The sequence below is a fragment of the Nocardiopsis exhalans genome (assembly GCF_024134545.1).
Taxonomy (GTDB): Bacteria; Actinomycetota; Actinomycetes; order Streptosporangiales; family Streptosporangiaceae; genus Nocardiopsis; species Nocardiopsis exhalans.
Map to the genome: position 1 here is coordinate 7,456,843 of NZ_CP099837.1, position 19,624 is coordinate 7,476,466.

A 19,624-nucleotide genomic window follows, 5' to 3' on the forward strand; every position below is an offset into this window, starting at 1 on the left:
GACACACGACGGAAGGCCGCCGACAGCGCTCGCTGTCGGCGGCCTTCCGTTCAACCACGGGAACCCGGGCCGGTCAGTAGTCGACCGGGATCTCCTCGAACTCGCCGAAGGGGCCAGCGCGCAGGGTCAGCTCCTTGACGTCCACGGGCGGGGCCGGGAACACCGCGACCAGCTCGTGGGTGTTACCGGGCTGGATCATGTGCACCTCCTCGGCGAAGCTGCTGTAGCGGCCGTCACCGAAGTCCATCTGCGCCACGTAGCGGACCAGGCCGTTGTCCGGCTCGTACAGCTGGAAGCCACCGAGCGTGCCCTTGTTGAACTGCTCCGGGCCGCCCGCGACCGACTCCGAACCACCCAGCTCGGGGGCGAGCGGCGCGTCGGTGGTGTTGGTCATCGCCACGGTGCCGATGACGTAGGCGCCGTCCCTGCGCAGCGGGTAGATCTCCAGCTTGATGCCGTCCTTCTCGCCCTCGGCGACCACCGAACCCGGGTCGTCGCTGTAGGGGGCGGGCCAGGTGACGTTGCGCTGGGCCACGCCCAGGCCGTCGTCGTCGTACTCCTCGTCCTCGGTCGCCTCGACCGTGGGGTTGAAGACGTAGGAGAACTCCACCCGGCGGTTGCGGGCGCGCGCCTCCTCGTCGTCGGGGCCGCCCTCGCGGGCGATGGGCTCGCTCATGCCGCGACCCTCGACCTCCAGCTTGTAGTCCGTGCCGAGTTCCTCCGCGAGGAGGTTGCGCACGGTCTCGGCCCGCTTCACCGACAGGTTGTCGTTGTAGGCGGCGTCGCCGATGCCGTCGGTGTGGCCGATGACGGTGATGGTGGGGTCGTCGGGGTCGACGTTGTTGGCCAGCGTGGTGGCCGCGCGCCGCACGACGTCCGCGGCGGTGTCGGTCAGGTCCGAGCGGTCGAACTCGAACATCACGTCCGAGTGCAGCGAGATGATCTCGCGGTCGCCGTCACGGGTGGTGGAGGCCACCTCGGAGTCGACGAAGCTCTGCACCCAGCCCTCGTCGGCCAGCGCGTCATCGCTGGGGCGGCGGTTGGCGAAGGTGAGGTTCTCCCCGCGGGCGGGCGGGTTGTCGAGACTCAGGTGGTCCGGCCCGTTGGGGCTCTCGGGGTCCGCCCGCTCCTCGTCCACGTCCTGGATCGTGATGCCGGTCATGGCGCCCAGGCCGCTGCCGACGAAGGTCACCTGCGCGACCTCGTCCGGAATCCGCGGGAAGTAGCGGGTGTACTCGTTGGTGACCCCGTCGTGCACGGGGTACAGGCCGTCCTCGTTCGGGCTCTCGGAGCCGTACTTGAGTCCTTCCTGGTCGAGGAACTGCCGGTACACGCGGCCGGTGAGCGGGTCGACCAGGGTGTGGGCCATGCTCAGGTTCCGGTTGGGACCCTCGAAGTCGCCTGGGTAGGTGACCTCGTAGTGCATGACCGTGTAGTCGTCGGTGCGCTCCAGGCCGGTGATGGAGAAGCGCATCTCGGCGTCCTGGCCGGTGTCCTGGAAGATGCGACCCTCTCGGACGTAGGGGAACTCCTCCCTGACCTCCGGCGGGCCGGACGCGTCGCCGAAGGTCTCTGACCACCAGTCGGACACGGGGGTACAGCCGCTGAGCAGGAGGCTGCCCGAGACCATGAGCGCGACCACGGTGAGGGGCGTCTTCCGCGCCATGTGGGGGAACTCCGATCGTTGAGGAGACTTACGGGCAATATCCTCCTGCACTCGCGGGGTCGAACCGACCACAGAGCCCCCCTAAGAGCACTGTCAGCCGCCCTGGCCAGGGGTGACCCCTATGGGGGATTCTTCGGTTATGGCGTCTGAACGCCTCCCCCACGCCTCCGTCGGCCCCTGATCGGGCTGCTCACCGCCGCCGCTGCGCTGGCCTTAGCCGAGGTCACGGCGGTACTGAGCGGGGCCTCCGGGCCGGTGGTGACGGTCGCCGACGCGGTGGTGGAGGTGAGCCCGCCGATCCCGGTGGAGAGCATCCCGGGCGGAGCCGAGGGCTGGCACCGTATCCAGGTGCGGGTCGAGTGAGCGGGTTCGGGAGATGTGTGAGTCGGGTGCCGCGCGACCGGCTACCAGCGCGTAGCGTCGTGCTCCGGTGACGGAAGGACATCACCCCAAGGAGTGACGCATGAGCAGGACCAGCCTCAGCCGCCGCACCGGCGGCACCGGCCCCGCGGCTGCCACGGGCGCCACCGCGGCGGCGCTCCTCCTCACGCTGAGCGCCTGTGGCGGCGGGAACGAGGGCGCCGGCGACGACACCCCACGGGAAACGGGGCAGGAGGGGGCGGCCGGGAACGGAAGCTCGGTTGAGCCCTTCGGCCCCGGTTGTTCGGACTTCCCCGGGGAGGGGGCGGGCAGCTTCGAGGAGATGGCCGACCAGCCCTTCGCCACCGCCATCGCCGACAGCCCGGTCCTGGGCAACCTGGCCGACGCCCTGGAGCGGTCCGGCCTCAGCGACCGCATGGACACCGCCGAGGGCATGACCGTGTTCGCCCCGGTCGACGACGCCTTCGACATGTACCCGGACGGGGAGATGGACGACCTCCTGGAGGACCCGGGCGGTCTGGCCCACCTGCTCAACTACCACGTGGTCGCGGGCGAGGTCCCCTCCGCGGAACTGGACGGGGGCGTGTTCGACGCCCTCAACGGCGGTCAGGTGCGCTCGTCCGCCTCGGGCGGCCGGTACACCGTGGACGGCTACGCGCCCGTGGTCTGCGCGGACGTGGAGACCGCCAACGCCACCGTGCACGTGGTGGGCATGCTGCTCATCCCGTCCTGATCACCTTCCCGAGCCCCGCCCGGGCCCGCCCGAGAAAAAATCGAAAAAGATCCCCATCCACCAATCCGCTCCCCCGTCGGCCCCGAATCCCCCACGTGACCATCAAGACACGCGGGGAACAGACCCCGCCACGCGACAGACGACGGGTAGCCGTCGGGGTGGGTGTCGGCCTGCTCGCGGTCGGGGCGGCGCTCGGTTTCGGCGAACTCGCCGCCGGGCTCCTCCGTGCGACGTCTCCGGTGGTCACGGTCGGCGACGCGCTCGTCGACAACAGTCCCGCGTTCCTCATGAAGTGGGCGATCGAGATCTTCGGGACGGCCGACAAGGCCGTGCTGATCACCGGAGTCCTGGTCGTCCTCGTCCTGGCCGGGGCGGTGCTGGGTGTCGTGGCGCTGCGCCGCCCCCTGGTGGGGTACGCGGGACTGGTGCTGTTCGCGGCGGCCGGGCTCGCCGCCGTGGCCCTCCGCCGCACCGACGACCTGGGGGCGGCCGCGGCCGTGGTCGTCGGTGCGGGGGCGGGCGCCGTGGCCCTCGCCCTTCTGCTGAGGAGCGCGCGCCACACCCTGGAACCATGGGGAGGAAAAGGGGAGGCCGAGACACCGGCGGACACGGAAGGCAGCGCGTCCACAGGACCGTCCGCACAGGACAGCGCGCCCACCGTTCCCGCACCGGGGCCGGACCGGGGACCGGGGAGGCGCGGTTTCGTTTTCACCGCGGCAGGGGTCCTCGCAGCGTCCGGTTCCGCCGGTGCCCTCGGCCGCTGGCTGCCGTCCCTGACGGGCGGCGCGGGTTCCCGGGCCGAGCTGGCCCTGCCCGCACCGGCCGCGCCGCTTCCCGCCCTGCCCCCGGGGACCGACCTCGGTGTTCCCGGTCTGGAGCCCTTCACCACCCCGAACCCGGACTTCTACCGGATCGACACCGCGCTGACCATCCCCCGGCTGGACTCCACCCAGTGGACGCTGCGCGTGCACGGCCTGGTGGACCGCCCCTTCGAGATCGACATGGACGAACTTCTCTCCCGTGAGCTGGTCGAGGCCGACATCACCCTGGCGTGCGTGTCCAACCAGATCGGCGGGGACCTGATCAGCAACACCCGCTGGCTCGGTTTCCCCCTCGCCGAACTGCTGCGGGAGGCGGGTGTGCACTCGGGCGCCGACCAGATCCTCAGTACCTCCAGCGACGGCTGGACGTGCGGAACCCCCACCGAGGTCGTCATGGACGGCCGCGACTCCCTGCTCGCCGTCGGTATGGGCGGGGAACCGCTCCCCCACGTCAACGGCTACCCCGCGCGGATGGTGGTGCCGGGCCTGTACGGGTTCGTCAGCGCCACCAAGTGGGTCACCGACATCAAGCTCACCCGCTTCGCCGACGAACAGGCCTACTGGGCCCAGCGCGGCTGGGGGGTGCGGGCGCCGGTCAAGACCATGTCCCGCATCGACGTGCCCGCCCCGCTCGGGCGCGTCGAGTCCGGGGAGGTCGTGCTCGCCGGAATAGCGTGGGCACAGCACCGCGGCATCGACGCGGTCGAGGTCAGGGTGGACGACGGCGAGTGGTGGGAGGCCGAGCTGGCCGAGGTTCCCGGCATCGACACGTGGGTCCAGTGGGTCAGCGAGACCACCGTCGACCCAGGCAACCACGCGGTCGAGGTCCGGGCCACCGATTCCACGGGGTTCACCCAGCCTTTCGAACGGGTGGAACCGGTACCCGACGGCGCCACCGGCTGGCACCGCATCCGCTTCACCGCGACCTGAGGCGCGGCTGCCGAAGAAGTTCGGTCGCGCACCCACTGACCATCACACAGAGCAATAACACAGACACATAAAAGTGAACCGCAAGGAGAGAACGATGATGCGCAGGAACGCCATGATCCGTAAGAACGCCCTCGCCGCCAGTGCCGCGGCCGCCGCACTCGCCTTCGGCCTGACCGCCTGTGGCGACATGGACGACACCGGTACCGAGACCGAGACCGGCAGCGCCGAGGAGACCGAAGAGAACGGCATGGACGAGGACAACGACGAGGGCACGGAGGGCATGGCGACCGCGGGCGAGAACTTCGGCCCGGGCTGCGCCGAGGTGCCCGAGGACGGTGACGGCAGCTTCGAGGGCATGGCCCAGGACCCGGTCGCCACCGCGGCGTCCAACAACCCGCTGCTGTCCACACTGGTCACCGCCGTCGGCGAGGCCGACCTGGTCGACACGCTGAACTCGGCCGAGGACATCACCGTCTTCGCGCCCACCAACGACGCCTTCGACAAGATCCCCGAGGAGGACCTGAACGCCCTCCTGGAGGACCAGGAGCAGCTCACCGAGGTGCTGACCTACCACGTGGTCGAGGGCCGTCACGCTCCCGAGGACCTCGAGGACGGCACGTTCACCTCGCTGCAGGGTCAGGAGGTCACCACCGAGGGCGCCGGCGAGGAGTTCACCGTCAACGACGACTCCCAGGTGGTCTGCGGCAACGTGCAGACCTCCAACGCCACCGTCTACATTGTCGACACGGTGCTGATGCCTTCCTGATGAGAGGGTGACCTCCGAGGTATCCCGAAGTACACCCGGACGGTCCGTGCGCTGACGCCGGACCGTCCGGGTCCCACACCCGAAGACCAACGAGAAGGGTTCGGATGGACAGGGCAGAGGCTGTGCCGCACGACGCGGCCCACGATGCCGTCCCGCCGGGGCTGGAGGAGCTGCTGCACCAGGTCGCGCGCGGCGACGAACAGGCCTTCAGCCAGGTCTACGACCTGATCAGCCCCTCCGTCTACGGGCTGGTGCGCCGGATCCTGCGCGACCCGGCGCAGTCGGAGGAGGTCGCCCAGGAGGTCCTGGTCGAGGTGTGGCGCAGCGCCTGCCGCTACGACTCCCGCCGGGGCAGCCCGCAGGCCTGGGTGATGACCCTGGCGCACCGGAGAGCAGTGGACCGGGTGCGTTCGGAGCAGGCCAGCAGCGACCGCGAGGCCCGGGCGGCCGCCGCGGACACCAAGCGGCCCTACGACGAGGTGGCCGAGGAGGCCACCAACCGCCTCGAACGGGAACGCGTGCGCCGATGTCTGGACACACTGACCGAACTCCAGGAGCAGTCAGTACGCCTGGCCTTCTACGGGGGTTACTCCTACCGTGAGGTGGCCAAGCTGCTGTCGGCGCCCCTGGGCACCATCAAGACGCGGATGCGCGACGGACTGATCAGGCTCAGAGACTGTTTGGGGGTGGAGTGGTGAGAAGGACGATGGGCCAGGACCTGCACACACTGACCGGCGCCTACGCGCTGAACGCCCTCACCCCGAGCGAGAGCGTCCGCTTCGAGGACCATCTGGCCGACTGCGACTCCTGTGTCCAGGAGGTGCGGGGCTTCACCGAGACCTCCGCTCTGCTGGCCTCGGCCGCCGCGCAGACCCCGCCCGAGGAACTGCGGGAGCGGGTGCTGGCGGAGGTCGCCCGAACCCGGCAGCTCGCCCCGGCCCCCGAACGCCTCCCCGAACCCCGCCACCGACTCTGGCCGTGGACCCTCGGCCTGGCCCTGGCCGCATGCGTGGCCGTGATCATCGCCCTGGGTGCGACCGTGCTCAACCAGGGCCGCCAGGTGGACGAGCTCCGCTCCAACGAACAGCAGATCGCCGCGGTGCTCGCCGCACCGGACGCGGTCTCCACCAGCGCCGAGCCCATGGAGGGCGTGAGCGTGACGGTCGTGCACTCCGAGAGCCTGGGCAACCTGGTGTTCAGCGCGCACGGCCTGGACGACCTGCACGACGAGGACTACCAGCTCTGGCTGACCCGTCACGACGGCAGCGTGTACTCGGCGGGTGTGCTCTCCGTGGACGACGCCGGATTCGTACTGCCCGTGCTCGCGGCCCCGGACGAGGGCACCGAGGGTGTGGCGGTGACCGTCGAGCCCGAGGGCGGTTCGGACCAGCCCACTTCCGACCCCGTGATGGCGATGCCGGTCACCGGTTGACCCGACCCGCGCCATCCCCACCGTCCCCACGGCGAGGCCCCGTCACCCGGCGGGGCCTCGCCGCGTGCGGCGGGGCCCGGTCCGGACGTGTCCGGGCGGCACGGGCCCGGTCACGGCACCGCGATCTCCTCCGGCCGGGGCAGGGCCCGCATCGTCGGCCCGAGCGTGAACAGGGCGGCCAGTGCCGACACCGCCGCCATCATCAGGAACACCATCGTCGGTCCGGCGAGGTCGAACAGCAGCCCGATGCTGAGGATCCCGATCGGCTGGGACAGCAGGGACATGAACGTCACCGCGCCCAGCGCCCGCCCCTGAAGGCGGTCGGGGACGGATGTGGCGACGTAGCCGTAGAACACCGCGTTCACGCACGGCACCGCGGCGAAGACACACCCCACGATCAGCCCGAGTGAGAGCACACCCGGCGCGGCCAGGAGCGCGAGCGCGCACACCGGCGCGGACCAGGCCGTGAAGAGGAAGATCGCGGTGGGCCGCACCAGGCGGATGACCGCCCCGGCGACCAGGGCGCCGGCCAGCCCGCCGGCGCCCGCGAGGGAGACCGTCAGGCCGATCATGAAGTTGGAGGCCCCCCGGTCGTCGGCGGTGGCGATCAGCGCCAGGAACGCCCCGGTCTGGGTGAAAGCGATGTTGAAGCCCACGATCCACAGCATCATCGGCCGCAGGATCGGGTGCCGGGCCAGCAGCACGAACCCGCTCACCGCGCCGCGTAGGCTCAGCCGTTCCGGTTCGCTTTCGCGGTGGGCCTGCATGGGCCTGCGGATGCGCAGGATCAGGGCCGTGGACACCAGGTAGCAGACGGCCTCCGCCAGGAAGGGGAAGGCCCGGCCCAGGCTGAAGAAGAACCCGGCGACGGGCGCGCCGAGGGCGGTCGTGGTGAAGAAGCGGATCTGGTTCTGCGCTGCGGCACTGGCCATCTGCGAGGACGGCACGAGCTGTTTGATCGCGGCCATGGCGACCGGGTTGGAGATCCCCATCAGCGCCGAGGACGCCACCGCCACACAGATCACGAGGGGCACCGTGGCGTGCCCGCCGAACAGCATCCCGGCGAAGGCGACGAGCAGGACCAGGCGGCCGAGGTCGCAGATCAGCAGAAGGGTGCGGCGGTCGGTCCGGTCCGCGAGCGAGCCGCCCAGGACCGCCGTGATCATGGCGGTGGCCACCTGGGCCGCGCCGACGAACCCGGCCTGGGCCGCCGACCCGGCCAACAGCAGCATCAGCAGCGGATAGGCGACCTCGCCGCTCTCCTTACCCAGTCCGGCGAAGAAACGGCTCGTCCACAGGGTCTGGAAGTCCTGGTTCCGGATCAGCGGTGCGGCCTCGTCGGGTCCGCCCTCCGGTACTTCCGGGGGCTCCGGTGGTTCCGAGAGTTCCGGGGGCTTCGGTGGCAGGTAGGGCTGCCGCCGCTGAATCGTCATGGTGTACGACCACTCGTCGTGTACCCCGAGGGAACGGGGTGGGCCCGCCGCCCCGCTCCGGGCGAAGCTCCTGCCGCCCCCGTCGCGGTGTGCGTGCGGGTCGCGGGCGTCAGGTAGGGAAAGCGGGAAACACGAAGGAGGGTCTTTCGGGGGGTGGGTTGCTCATGTCGCCATTATGCGCCTGTTGTAGGCATTGGCGAGCATTTGAGTAGCTATGCAACGGACATCAGTTGAATTGGCCACTATCGGCCTCAAATGCACGCGCAAAGCCCTGTGCACCTGATGACCGATGTCACTGGCGTACGCCCCCGGCGCACAGTCCTCACCAGGGCTTTCAGTGGTGCAGGCCCTTCCGCCCCGGGGTCCAGAAGGCCGTGACCCGGACCGCCTTCCGAGGCCACCCCCGCTCGTTGACCAGGTGCGCGCGGACCGCCTGACCCGTCCGGGCCTCACCCGCGACGAGGGCGAACCCCGGATCGCTCGGCAGTTCCATCGCGGCGACGGCGGCGGGCAGCAGCGGCGACGAGGCGGCGGATGCCCCGTTCCGGTGCACACGAACGTCCTGCCCCAGACCGGCGACCGGCACCTCGTCCTCGGAGGTGTCGCTCTCCAGGACCCCGAAGGTGCGCACGTTCGGCCCGAGCGTGAACAGGAGGGGTTCGAAGGCACAGGCGCCGGTCTCCTCACCGACGAACAGGTAGTAGGGCGCCCGATCCAGTTCCGGTTCCCCCTGCGGGCCCCACAGGCGCACCGGGTCCCCCGCCCTGACCGAGCGGGCCCACCGCAGGCCGATGCCCTCCCCCTCGTAGAGGTGGGACCACACTTCGAACTCCCCCCGCTCCCGGGAGTGGTCGCGGATCGTGTAGGTCCGCAGGGTCTCACTGGGGCGGACGATGCCGTAGAGGGAGAGGGGGTCGCGGATCTCGACCCGTACGTGCTGACCGGGCGAGTACTCGCGCCCGGTCAGTTCCCCGGACCGGATTCGGATCCGCCGCAGAGTCGGCGTGACCTGGCCGACCTCGGTGACGACCCCTTCGGAGCGGTACTGGTCGAAGTGGCGTGCCAGGGGGTTGGCCGACCCGCGCCGCACAGCCTTGTCCGTCATAACGCACTCCTTGATAGAGGTTCTCATTTTAGTTAGAGCCTCTAACTCAACATGCGGCCCCCGGCCCTGTCAAGGTTCAGCGAAAGGCCCCCGGAGAGTCCGGAGCATCCGAAGGGCCCGGCGAATCAGGCCCGCGGGGGCGTGTACTCCAGGCCCAGATCCGCGCAGACCCCGCGCAGGTACTCCTCGAAGAGCGGCCCGGCGTCGGTGTAGGCGAAGTCCAGCTGGCCCAGGACCTCCATGCACAACAGCCCGTAGATCCGGACCCAGGTCGTGAGGAACACGTGCGCGGCAGCGGGCGGAAGGGCTCCGCCGGTCCCCTCCGAGTAGGCGACCAGCTGCTCCCGCAGCGAGGGTTCGAGCTCGGCGAGGTCGGGTGCTGGATAGGGGGCCTGCGCCCAGAGCGCGACGAACTCCCCGAGGAAGGCCCGTTCGAACCCGACGGCCGCGGCCCGCCGGGGCGAGTCCGGCACGTGCCCGCGCGACTCCCGCAGCGGGCGGGCGAAGGTCCACTCGAACTCGGCCGGGTGGGCCACGGCCCACCCGCGCAGTGCCCGGCACATCGCGAGCAACCGGTCCCCGGGCGAACCGTCCGCGTGCAGCTCGCGCGCGGCGGCGACAACCCTGCCCAACTCCTGGTAGAAGTCGGTGATCATCGCCTCGACCAGCTCGTCGTGCCCGGTGAAGTACCGGTACAGCGCGGGGCCGCTCAGCCCCATCTCACGCGCGACGGCGTTCACCGTGACCGCGGCGGTACCGCGCTCCACGAGCAGGCGCCGGGCGGTGGTCCGGGCCTCCGCCAGGGTCGCCGCCCGAAGCCGCTCGCGCCGGGTCTGTGCGGTCATCGCCCCTCCTCCACGGACTGTTCCGCCCCAGAGCCTAGCCGTGGCGTGGGGTCCGGCCGCGGAGCCCGGCCGCGCCGCGCGGTCTCAGCGGACTCAGTCGTGCAGGAGTTCGTCGGCGCGCCGGTCGGGGTGGCGGCCCTGCGCGGCGGCCTCGATCGTCCACGGGGTGCGTTCGACGTAGGCGACGACGGCGGCCACGGCCAGTGAGCCGCCGGCGATCAGCACGTAGGACAGGGTCCACCCGCCGGTGAGCTCCCCGAAGAGGCCGAACAGCAGCGGGCCGCCCAGCGCGATCCCGCTGCCCGCGCCCTGCACGAACCCGGACAGGGCCGCGGCCCCCCGCGGGGTGGCGCTGCGGGCGTTGATCATGGTCATGACGACCACGAACAGGCTGGTGCCCATACCGAGGAAGAGCACCCACAGCGGGGCGTACTCGGGGGCCACGGCCACGCCGAGGTAGCCGATGCCGTAGCCGCTCAGCCCGAGCGCGACGATCGGGAAGGTGTTGGCCGCGCGCAGCGTGACGGTGGGCGCGACCAGGCCGAACAGCAGGCTGGTGCCGACCATCAGGGAGACCATGCTCCCGGCCATGGCGGCGCTGTGCCCGGCGTCGTTGAGCAGGGCTGGCAGCCAGGTGAACAGCGTGAAGACGTTCCAGGTGACCATGCCGAACAGCAGCGCCATCCGCCAGGCCATACCCACCCGCCAGATCGGGCGGGCCAGGGCCGGTCCGCCCGAGGGGAGTGCGGCACGCGGGACCGTTCCGGGGCGGCGCCACTGGACGGTCCACAGCACCGCCGCGGCCAGGGCCAGGAAGGACCACGCGCCCAGGGCCACGCGCCACCCGGCGACCTCGGCCAGGGGGACCGCGACCAGGGGCGGGAAGAGGGCTCCGATATGGATGGCGACCATCTGGACCGTGCTGAGGGCGGCGATCCGGTCCGGGAAGTACTGCTTGATCAGCGGGGGCAGCACGACGTTGCCCAGGGCGGCGCCGGTGAGCGCGATCCCGGTCAGCACCAGCAGGGTTGCGGTGTCGGGGGCGAAGGCGCGCATCACCTGGCCCGCACCGGCCAGGAGCATGCTCAGCGCCGCCGTGGCCTCGGGGCCCAGACGGCGCATGATCGCGGGGGTGACCAGGCCGAAGATCGCGAAGGCGACCAGCGGCAGGGTGCCGAAGACGCCGACGACGGTGGCGGCGAAGCCGAACTCCTCGCCCACGGTGGTCAACAGCGGGGAGAGGGAGGTGACGACGAGGCGCAGGTTGAGCGCCGCGCAGATGATGGCGACCAGGGCCAGGATGCGGCCCCGTAGTTCCGGGCGTACCGACGATCGGTCGGTGACGACCGCGACAGAGGAAGGTCTCACGGTGACGGACGTCCCTTTGTGTTGCGGCGGTGCGACGTTGCACCAGAGCGGGGCCGACCGGCGGGCGACGTTGCCGTCCAGGAAGGGTCTCCCCCTGGCGAGCCAAATACGACCTTTTCGCTCAAATGTTACGCATGTTCCGGTGTCAAACTCAACAACCCGTATTAAATACGGGTAAACTTCGAACATGGCTGATCTTGACGAACTAGATACGGCGATTCTGGCCGAACTGCAGTCAGACGCACGAAAAACCAACCGGGATGTGGCCGCGGCGGTCGGCGCATCGCCCACGACCACGCTGGATCGGACCCGTGCGCTCCGAGAAAAGGGTGTGATTCGGGGCTCACTCCTGGACGTGGACCTCGAACTCATCGGCCGCCCGGTCCAGGCGCTCATCACCGTCAGCGTCGTGAAACCCTCACGTCACAACATCGAGGCCTTCCGCGACTGGGTCCGCGCCCTGCCGGACACCCTGTCCGTGTTCGTCACCTCGGGGAACGAGGACTTCCTGGTGCACGTGGCCCTGCCGGACAACAACAGCCTGTACGCCTTCGTGGTGGACAAGCTGACCGAACGCCCCGAGGTCGCCGACGTGCGCGCCTCGATCGTCTACGAGCACCTGCGCAACCACCAGATCGCGCCCACCAACGCCCGCGCCCACCGCCGCCACCACTGAACCGCGGGCGGCCAGGGGACCGGATCCCACGGGCCGCATCCGCCGGGGCTCCGGCACCGCTTCGCGCGGGCGCCGGGCCTACCGGTCACCGCCTCGCGCACCACCCCGGAGCCAGGGGAACAGGGCGGGCACTAGCCTTGCGGGGTTCCCCTTCCCCTCTGTGAGACATCCAATGACCACACCGATCGTTGTCGCAGTACTGGTCGCGGCGCTGCTGCACGCGGCGTGGAACGCGATCGCGCACGCGATCACCGACCGGCTGCTCGGGTTCGCGCTGATCGGCCTCGGCGGGATGCTCGCGGCCCTCCCGCTGCTGTTCGTGGTCGGGATGCCGCCGCCCGAGGCCTGGCCGATCCTGCTGGGATCCCTGGTCACGCACCTGCTCTACCTGACCCTGCTGATGCTGTCCTACCGGACCGGGGACTTCGGGCAGGTCTACCCGCTGGCACGAGGAACCGCGCCCTGGGTGGTCGCGCTGATCGGAGTGGTCCTGCTCGGCGAGACCCTGCCACCCGCGGAGCTGGCCGGGGTCCTGGTCATCTCGGCCGGGCTCATGGTCCTGGTGTTCGCCGGCGGGCTCCCCCGACGCCAGCACGTGCCCGCGCTCCTGGCCGCCTTCACGACCGGGCTGGCGATCGCCTCCTACACCGTGGTGGACGCCTACGGGGTCCGGCTGACCCAGGATCCGCTGGGTTATATCGCCTGGATCATGACCCTTCAGGGCCCCGTGTTCTTCCTGGTGGCTCTGGCTGCCAGGAAGCGGAAGCTGGTCGACCAGCTCAGGCCGATCTGGAAGGTCGGTCTGCTCGGCGGCGCCGTCAGCGCGGGCGCCTACGGCCTGGTTCTGTGGGCGCAGCTGTCCGGGGCGGTCGCGGGGATCGCGGCGCTGCGGGAGACCAGCATCGTCTTCGCGGCGCTGATCGGGCTGGTGTTCTTCCGGGAGCGCTTCGGTCCGGTCCGGATCGTCGCCTCGGCCGTGGTCGTCTCCGGGGTCCTCCTGCTGGCCCTGTGACCCCCTGGGCACCACTGGCCCCAGTCGGGTCCCGCGGCCCGGGCCGGAGCGGGTTCGGGGCCTGATCCGGCCAGAAGTGAGTAGTCCTACTCAGTAACCGGGGGCGCGGGGCGGGGGTCCCAACGGGTATGACGAACAAGCGATACACCGCCCCCGTGACCCTCTTCGCCACGCTCACCGCCGGGATGCTCCTCACCGGCTGCGGACTCGTGCGGGACGCCGGCCAGCTGGCCCCCGAGACCGCCCGGGGCGGCGAGGCGGTCGAGGAACCCACCGAGGGCCCCACCGAAACGCCCGAGCAGCCCGTCTCCGAAGATCCCGGGGCGCCCGCCCCCGGTGGCGACCCGGACTGGGTCCCGCCGTCGTTCGCCACCGGCTGGACCATCGAGTACGACCCCGAGCTCAACACGCACCACGCCAGCTTGGACGGCACCGGCTGCGACGTGCTGTTCCACCAGACCACCGGGGTCGAGCAGGCGCGCGAGGACGGGTACGAGCCGGTCGGAGCCCTCAACTACCTGATCGACGACATCACCGAGCGGACCGGAAACGCCCCGGTCGAGCAGCCCGCCACGCCCTACCGGATCATGGCCGACTCGGGCGAGACCTTCGAGTTCGAGACCAAGCACGCCACCTTCGACAACTCCGAGGAGAACCGCACGTTCCGGGCCGGTGTGCTGTGGCTCGACGACTCCGAACTCGTGCTCACCTCCTCGTGCTCCACCGACGAGTGGGACGACCAGCAGTTCGACATGACCATGCTCATCGGGGCCACCTCGATCTCCAACGCCTGACCCCACGCCGTTCTCCGACACCGACCTACCCCGGACCCCGGTCCGGACCCAGCCCCGAGCGCGGTTCGGATTGGCCGTAGGCTGACCGGTGTGACTGGAATCTCACCGCCTCCCGGGGCCGACGAGAGCGCCGAGATCCGCCGCGTCTGGAGCGGTCTCGGACTCCCCGGTCTCGTGGACGTGCACACGCACTTCATGCCGGACAACGTGCTGCGCAAGGTGTGGGCCTACTTCGAGGCCCTCGGCGAGGGGGTCTGGCCCATCACCTACCGGTTCAGTCAGGAGGAGCGCGTCGCCACCCTGCGGGACTTCGGGGTCCTGCGCTTCAGCGCGCTCTCCTACCCGCACCGCCCGGACATGGCCGCCTGGCTCAACGGCTGGGCCGCCGAGTTCGCCCGCCGGAACCCCGACTCGCTGCGCAGCGCCACCTTCTACCCTGAACCCGAGGCAAAGGACTACGTGGCCGAGGCGATCGGCTCGGGCACCAGGATCTTCAAGGCCCACCTCCAGGTCGGCGCCTACGACCCGCGCGACCCCCTGCTCACCGATGTCTGGGGAGCCCTCGCCGACTCCGGGACCCCGGTGGTCGTGCACTGCGCCTCCGGGCCGATCCCCGGGAACTTCACCGGCCCCGAACCCTTCGCCGGGGTGCTCCGCCAGCACCCGGAGCTGACCGCGGTGATCGCCCACGCGGGCGCACCCGAGTACACGCCCTTCCTGGACCTGGTCGAGCGGTACGACCGCGTCCACCTGGACACCACCATGGCGTTCACCCCGTTCATCGAACAGCGGTCCCCCTTCCCCCGCTCCGAGTTCGCCCGGCTGCGGGAGTTCGGCGACCGCGTGCTCCTGGGTACCGACTTCCCGAACATCCCGTACTCCTACTACGAGCAGATCCGGTCCCTGGTCCGGCTGGACCTGGGCGACGACTGGCTGCGCGGGGTCCTGCACGACAACGCCGCGCGGCTGTTCGACCTGCGGTCCGGGCCCGAAGCGCCCTAGTCATCCGGCCGTCGTTCCCGGTCACCCGCCACAACCAGCACAGCGAAGCGACGTCACAGCAGAGAGGGCACGATGGAACTCACCCTGACCCCCCTGGAGTTCGCCCGCCGGACCCGCCGACTGCACCCGCACCGCGAGGCGGTGGTCGACGGGGAGCTCCGGCTGACCTACGAGCAGTTCTTCGACCGCTGCGACCGCTGGTCGTCGGCACTCCAGGGCATGGGCGTCGAACAGGGCGACCGGGTCGCCTACATCGCGCCCAACACCCACGCCCAGCTCGAATCCTTCTACGCGGTCCCGCAACTGGGCGCGGTCCTCGTCCCAGTCAACTTCCGCCTGACCGCCGACGACTTCGTCTACATCGTCAACCACTCCGGCGCCAAGGTGCTGTGCGTGCACGCCGACCAGCTCGACGCGGTCGACAGCGTACGCGACCAGATGCCGGGCGTGGAGAGGTTCGTCGCCCTGGCGGGGGCACGGGACGGCTGGGAGGACTACGAGTCCCTGGTCGCCTCGGCCACCCCCGACTTCATGCGGCCGGAGATCGCGGAGACGGACCTGCTGACCATCAACTACACGTCGGGGACGACCGCGCGCCCCAAGGGCGTGATGATCACCCACCGCAACGCCTACATGAACTCGGTGGGCACCCTGCTGCACCTGCGCGTCGGGCTCGGCGAGAAGTACCTGTGGACCCTGCCGATGTTCCACGCCAACGGCTGGACCTACACGTGGACGGTCACCGCGGCCGGGGGCACCCACGTGTGCCTGCCCGTCATGGACCCGGCGCGGGTGTTCGAGCTGATCCGCACCGAGGAGGTCAGCTGGCTGTGCGCGGCGCCCACGGTGCTGATCATGCTCTCCAACACCCCAGCGGACGTCCGCGGCGCCGTACCGCCGGGGGTGCACGTGGTGACCGCCGGGGCCTCGCCCGCGGCCGAGACCATCGAGCGGCTGGAGGAGGACTTCGGCTGGACCGTCACCCACGTGTACGGCCTGACCGAGACCACCCCGTTCATCACCGTCTGCGAGCCCCTGCCCGAGCACCGGGAGCTGTCCGTGCGCGAACGCGGTGCGGTCAAGGCCCGCCAGGGGGTCGAGCTGATCACCTCCGGTGAGCTGCGGGTGGTCGACGAGTCCGGCGCCGAGGTGCCCTGGGACGGCAGGACGGTCGGCCAGATCACCGTGCGCGGCAACGTGGTGATGAAGGGCTACTACAACGACCCCGAAGCCACCGAGCGGGCGATGGGCGACGGCTGGTTCCGCACCGGCGACGCCGCCGTCACCCACCCGGACGGTTACGTGGAGATCCAGGACCGGCTCAAGGACGTGATCATCTCCGGCGGGGAGAACATCTCCTCGGTGGAGGTGGAGGGCGTCCTGCTGCGTCATCCGGCGGTGCTGGAGGTGGCGATCGTGGGGGTTGCGCACGAGCGCTGGGGCGAGACCCCGCGCGCCTCCGTGGTGCTGCGCGAGGGGGCCTCGGCGACGGAGGAGGAGATCATCGCCTTCGCCCGCGACAACCTCGCGCACTTCAAGGCGCCCACCCAGGTGGAGTTCGTGGAACAGCTGCCCAAGACCGCCACCGGCAAGATCCAGAAGTTCGTCCTGCGCGGCGGCGCCTCAGCCGTCTCCCGGCAGTAGCCCCGAAGACGAACACCGCTGTCCCGTCCTCGTCCCGCGACCATGCGCGGGACAGGGCGGCGGGTCGGGGACGGAGCGGATTCGGAAGGGCGCCCTAGCCGGGGTTCGGGGTGAGTAGGACGAACCCGGCGGAGAGCGGATCGGAGCAGGCCGCCAGCCGCCCCACTCCCGGGGCGTCCTCCGGCCCCATGAGCACCTGGCCGCCCGCCTTCCGGACCTCGGCGGCGGCGGCGTCGCAGTCGGTGACGTGGAAGACCGGGTGCCAGTCGGCCCGACCCCCGGTCTGTGGGAGGTCGGCCGGGTCCATGCCCATGATCCCGCCGAAGTAGCGGTCCTCACCCAGCCCCGCCGGGCGCAGCGTGGAGTACCTGCCCTCGCCCCCGGGCAGGTCGACGTCCTCGAACTCCCAGCCGAACAGACCACCGTAGAAAGCCCGGGCGCCCTGCGCGGAGGGCGTCCACAGTTCGGCCCACATCAAGGTGCCGGGCTCGTCGGTCCGTTCCATCCCGGGCAGCGTCCCGGCCTCCCAGAGCGCGACCGTCCCGCCCTGCGGGTCGCTCAGGTGGGCCATCCGGCCCAAGCCCATGACGTCCATCGGCTCCACCAGGGCCGTGGCACCCAGTTCCCGGGCCCGCTGGAACGACATGTCCAGGTCAGGGGTGTTGTAGTAGATCGACCAGGAGACCGGATCGTCCTCGGACATCTTCGGCCCGAGGCCGCCGACCAGCGCCCCCTCGGACAGGATCTTCAGGTAACCGCCGGTCTCCGGCCCGGCCGACTCGGCCGTCCAGTCGAACACCTTCCCGTAGAACTCGAGCGCCCGGTCCACGTCGGAAGTGGTCAGCTCGACCCAACAGGGCGAACCGATCACGTAGTCGGTGGTGATCATGCTGCCTCCCCAAGTGACTCCACCCGAGTGTGCTCCGGGTCACCGACATTCCGGGGCTCCTCCCGGCAAAGTCTCGATCATCACCGCGGCCCACCCGCCGGTGTGCGACCGTCGTCCGCCCGGGTCCGGTCCCGGACCACGGGGTCAGTCCCGGCCCGTCCGAGGGTCGAGTAGGACGAACCCGGCGGAGAAGGGGTCGGAGCACACCGCCATCCGGCCCACCCCCGGGGCGTCCTCCGGCCCCATGAACACCTGGCCGCCCGCCGCCTTGACCGTGTCGGCGGTCGCGTCGCAGTCGGCCACCTCGAACACCGGGTGCCAGTCGGCCCGGCCCTCGGCCTGCGGCAACTGCTCGGCGGGCATCTCCATCAGACCGCCGAAGTAGCGGTCCTCGCCCAGCCCCGCCGGGCGGATCCTGGTGTAGACGCCCTCGCCCCCGGGCAGCCCGACGTCCTCGAAGTCCCAGCCGAACAGGCCGCCGTAGTACTCCCTGGAGCCCTGCGCGGAGGGCGTCCACAGCTCCACCCAGCAGAGCGAGTTCGGCCGGTCCACGGCCTCGGCGCTGGTGAAGGAACCGGCCTGCCAGAGGGTGAACCAGCCGCCCTGGGGGTCGGCGATGTGCGCGAACCGGCCGAACTCGTACAGGTCCATCGGCTCCACCAGGATCGTCCCGCCGAGCTCCTGGGCCCGCACGGCGGCGCCCTCGATGTCGGTGACCCAGAACTGCACACCCCACTCGGGCGGCTCGTCCTCGTCGATGCGCGGCGCGATCCCTGCCACGGCGGCGCCGTCCGACCTCATGAGCTTGTAACCGGCCATGCGGGAACCCGTGTACGAGGCCTCCCAGCCGAACACCCTCGTGTAGAACTCGGCCGAGGCCTCGATGTCCGTGGCCCCGAGGTCGACCCAGCACGGGGAGCCGTTGACGAAGTCGGTCGTGATCATGCTGCCTCCCGTAACGCGTCTCCCCTCCGAGTCTGACCGTGATCGTCCGGGAGGCGTGGGAACCTCGCGGCAAAGACTCGACAACCCCGACATTCACTGACATGTCGAACGGGGCGGGACGATCCGGTAGCGGAGCCGATCGAACCCGACCGCCCCCGAACCCCGCCACCCGAACCCGACGAAGGGACCCCCGCCGTGACCGGACGCCTCCACCATGTGGGACCGGTGATCATCGACGTCGCCATGACCGTCGGCGCCCTGCCCGAACAGGGCGGCGGCACGTTCGCCAGTACCGCCCGCACGCTCCCCGGGGGCGGGTTCAACGTGATCGCCGCCGCGGCCCGGGCCGGGATGGAGGTGGTCTACGGCGGGGCGCACGGGACCGGGCCCCACGGCGACCTGGTCCGTTCCGCGCTGCGCGCCGAGGGGGTCCGCGTCGCGCACCGCCCGCGCCCCGAGGACACCGGGTTCTGCGTGGCCCTGGTGGACGCCTCCGCCGAACGCACCTTCATCACCCACCTGGGCGCGGAGATGGACCTGCCCCTGTCGGACCTGCGCGCCCTGCGCCCCGAGCCCGGTGACCTCGTCTACACGGTCGGGTACTCACTCCTGCCCGGGCCGCGCGCGGACGAGCTGGTGACCTGGATCGGTGAGCTACCGGAGGGGGTTCGGCTGGTCCTGGACCCGGCACCGGTGGCTGGTGACATCCCCGCCCAAACCCTCTCCCGGGTACTGGCCCGCACGGACGTGCTGAGCCTGTCCGCCGCCGAGGCGGTCACAGTCACCGGCACCGGTGCCCTCGAAGAGGCCGCCGCGCTGCTGGCCGAACGCGTCCGCCCGGCCGGTGTGGTGGTGCTGCGCGACGGCGCCGAGGGATGTCTGGTGGCCACTCGGGGCACCGCGCCCCGGCGGGTGCCGGGTTTCGCGGTGCGGGCGGTCGACACCAACGGCGCGGGGGACGCGCACGTGGGGGTGTTCACCGCCGCCCTGGCCGCGGGGCTGTCGCCGGTGGCTGCGGCCCGCCGCGCCAACGCGGCCGCCGCCGTCGCCGTCACCCGCCCGGGTCCGGCCGCCTCCCCCACCACGGAGGAGCTGGAGGAGTTCCTGGCGCACCGTTGAGGGCAGCGCCCCATCCGTGGTTCCACCGGTCCTGTCCCGCGGCGGGGGTGCTGGTGCCGGAAC

The 19,624-nt window shown here is 70.9% G+C and carries 18 protein-coding genes; 11 read left to right on the forward strand and 7 right to left on the reverse strand.

Translation table 11 applies throughout. From position 1 onward, the window contains the following. Nucleotides 1-73 precede the first annotated feature (73 nt). Nucleotides 74-1,666, reverse strand: coding sequence for an OmpA family protein (locus tag NE857_RS33410; protein WP_254419201.1), 1,593 nt, complete (start codon nt 1,664-1,666; stop codon nt 74-76). 463 nt (nt 1,667-2,129) lie between these two features. Here NE857_RS33410 and NE857_RS33415 point away from each other — a divergent pair, with 463 nt between their 5' ends. The 5 genes from NE857_RS33415 (at nt 2,130) to NE857_RS33435 (ending at nt 6,729) form a co-directional block, all read left to right on the forward strand. Continuing rightward, on the forward strand, nt 2,130-2,780 hold the full coding sequence (locus NE857_RS33415; protein WP_254419202.1) for a fasciclin domain-containing protein: 651 nt from the start codon (nt 2,130-2,132) through the stop codon (nt 2,778-2,780). Nucleotides 2,781-2,875: 95 nt separating this feature from the next. Continuing rightward, nucleotides 2,876-4,531 carry a molybdopterin-dependent oxidoreductase gene (locus tag NE857_RS33420; RefSeq protein WP_425572013.1) on the forward strand — a complete coding sequence of 552 codons (1,656 nt, stop codon included), beginning with the start codon at nt 2,876-2,878 and terminating at the stop codon, nt 4,529-4,531. A 112-nt stretch (nt 4,532-4,643) separates the two neighbouring features. Next, nucleotides 4,644-5,297: a fasciclin domain-containing protein gene (locus NE857_RS33425; RefSeq protein WP_254422173.1), complete on the forward strand. Its 654-nt coding sequence runs from the start codon at nt 4,644-4,646 to the stop codon at nt 5,295-5,297. A 104-nt stretch (nt 5,298-5,401) separates the two neighbouring features. Continuing rightward, nucleotides 5,402-5,995 carry a sigma-70 family RNA polymerase sigma factor gene (locus NE857_RS33430; RefSeq protein ID WP_254419203.1) on the forward strand — a complete coding sequence of 198 codons (594 nt, stop codon included), beginning with the start codon at nt 5,402-5,404 and terminating at the stop codon, nt 5,993-5,995. Nucleotides 5,996-6,003: 8 nt separating this feature from the next. Then, nucleotides 6,004-6,729, forward strand: a complete 726-nt coding sequence (locus NE857_RS33435) for an anti-sigma factor (RefSeq protein ID WP_254422174.1) — start codon at nt 6,004-6,006, stop codon at nt 6,727-6,729. A gap of 110 nt (nt 6,730-6,839) precedes the next feature. Here NE857_RS33435 and NE857_RS33440 read toward each other — a convergent pair whose 3' ends face one another. The 4 genes from NE857_RS33440 to NE857_RS33455 form a co-directional block, all read right to left on the reverse strand. Continuing rightward, entirely contained in the window at nt 6,840-8,162 is a 1,323-nt protein-coding gene (locus NE857_RS33440; RefSeq protein WP_254419204.1) for an MFS transporter, read from the reverse strand. 334 nt (nt 8,163-8,496) lie between these two features. Next, the gene (locus NE857_RS33445; protein WP_254419205.1) at nt 8,497-9,267 is read right to left on the reverse strand and encodes a siderophore-interacting protein; all 771 of its coding nucleotides are present in this window, start codon (nt 9,265-9,267) and stop codon (nt 8,497-8,499) included. 125 nt (nt 9,268-9,392) lie between these two features. Further along, on the reverse strand, nt 9,393-10,112 hold the full coding sequence (locus NE857_RS33450) for a TetR/AcrR family transcriptional regulator (protein ID WP_254419206.1): 720 nt from the start codon (nt 10,110-10,112) through the stop codon (nt 9,393-9,395). A 93-nt stretch (nt 10,113-10,205) separates the two neighbouring features. Further along, nucleotides 10,206-11,480, reverse strand: coding sequence for an MFS transporter (locus NE857_RS33455; RefSeq protein ID WP_254419207.1), 1,275 nt, complete (start codon nt 11,478-11,480; stop codon nt 10,206-10,208). 187 nt (nt 11,481-11,667) lie between these two features. On the opposite strand from NE857_RS33455, the gene NE857_RS33460 reads away from it, so the two are divergent. The 5 genes from NE857_RS33460 (at nt 11,668) to NE857_RS33480 (ending at nt 16,608) form a co-directional block, all read left to right on the forward strand. Then, nucleotides 11,668-12,156 carry an Lrp/AsnC family transcriptional regulator gene (locus NE857_RS33460; RefSeq protein WP_026117104.1) on the forward strand — a complete coding sequence of 163 codons (489 nt, stop codon included), beginning with the start codon at nt 11,668-11,670 and terminating at the stop codon, nt 12,154-12,156. Nucleotides 12,157-12,328: 172 nt separating this feature from the next. Then, nucleotides 12,329-13,168: an EamA family transporter gene (locus NE857_RS33465; RefSeq protein WP_254419208.1), complete on the forward strand. Its 840-nt coding sequence runs from the start codon at nt 12,329-12,331 to the stop codon at nt 13,166-13,168. Between the two features lie 128 nt (nt 13,169-13,296). After that, nucleotides 13,297-13,962 (forward strand): hypothetical protein, encoded by a 666-nt coding sequence (locus tag NE857_RS33470; RefSeq protein ID WP_254419209.1) that lies wholly within the window; start codon nt 13,297-13,299, stop codon nt 13,960-13,962. Nucleotides 13,963-14,052: 90 nt separating this feature from the next. Continuing rightward, nucleotides 14,053-14,964, forward strand: coding sequence for an amidohydrolase family protein (locus NE857_RS33475; RefSeq protein ID WP_254419210.1), 912 nt, complete (start codon nt 14,053-14,055; stop codon nt 14,962-14,964). Between the two features lie 72 nt (nt 14,965-15,036). Continuing rightward, a complete protein-coding gene (locus NE857_RS33480; protein ID WP_254419211.1) occupies nt 15,037-16,608 on the forward strand; it encodes a long-chain-fatty-acid--CoA ligase in 1,572 nt (523 codons plus the stop codon). A gap of 94 nt (nt 16,609-16,702) precedes the next feature. On the opposite strand, the gene NE857_RS33485 is transcribed toward NE857_RS33480, so the two are convergent. Both NE857_RS33485 and NE857_RS33490 read right to left on the reverse strand, forming a co-directional pair. Further along, nucleotides 16,703-17,497 (reverse strand): VOC family protein, encoded by a 795-nt coding sequence (locus NE857_RS33485; RefSeq protein ID WP_254419212.1) that lies wholly within the window; start codon nt 17,495-17,497, stop codon nt 16,703-16,705. A gap of 144 nt (nt 17,498-17,641) precedes the next feature. After that, the gene (locus NE857_RS33490; RefSeq protein ID WP_254419213.1) at nt 17,642-18,442 is read right to left on the reverse strand and encodes a VOC family protein; all 801 of its coding nucleotides are present in this window, start codon (nt 18,440-18,442) and stop codon (nt 17,642-17,644) included. Nucleotides 18,443-18,637: 195 nt separating this feature from the next. Here NE857_RS33490 and NE857_RS33495 point away from each other — a divergent pair, with 195 nt between their 5' ends. Further along, nucleotides 18,638-19,561 (forward strand): PfkB family carbohydrate kinase, encoded by a 924-nt coding sequence (locus NE857_RS33495; RefSeq protein ID WP_254419214.1) that lies wholly within the window; start codon nt 18,638-18,640, stop codon nt 19,559-19,561. The last annotated feature ends 63 nt before the right edge of the window (nt 19,562-19,624 follow it).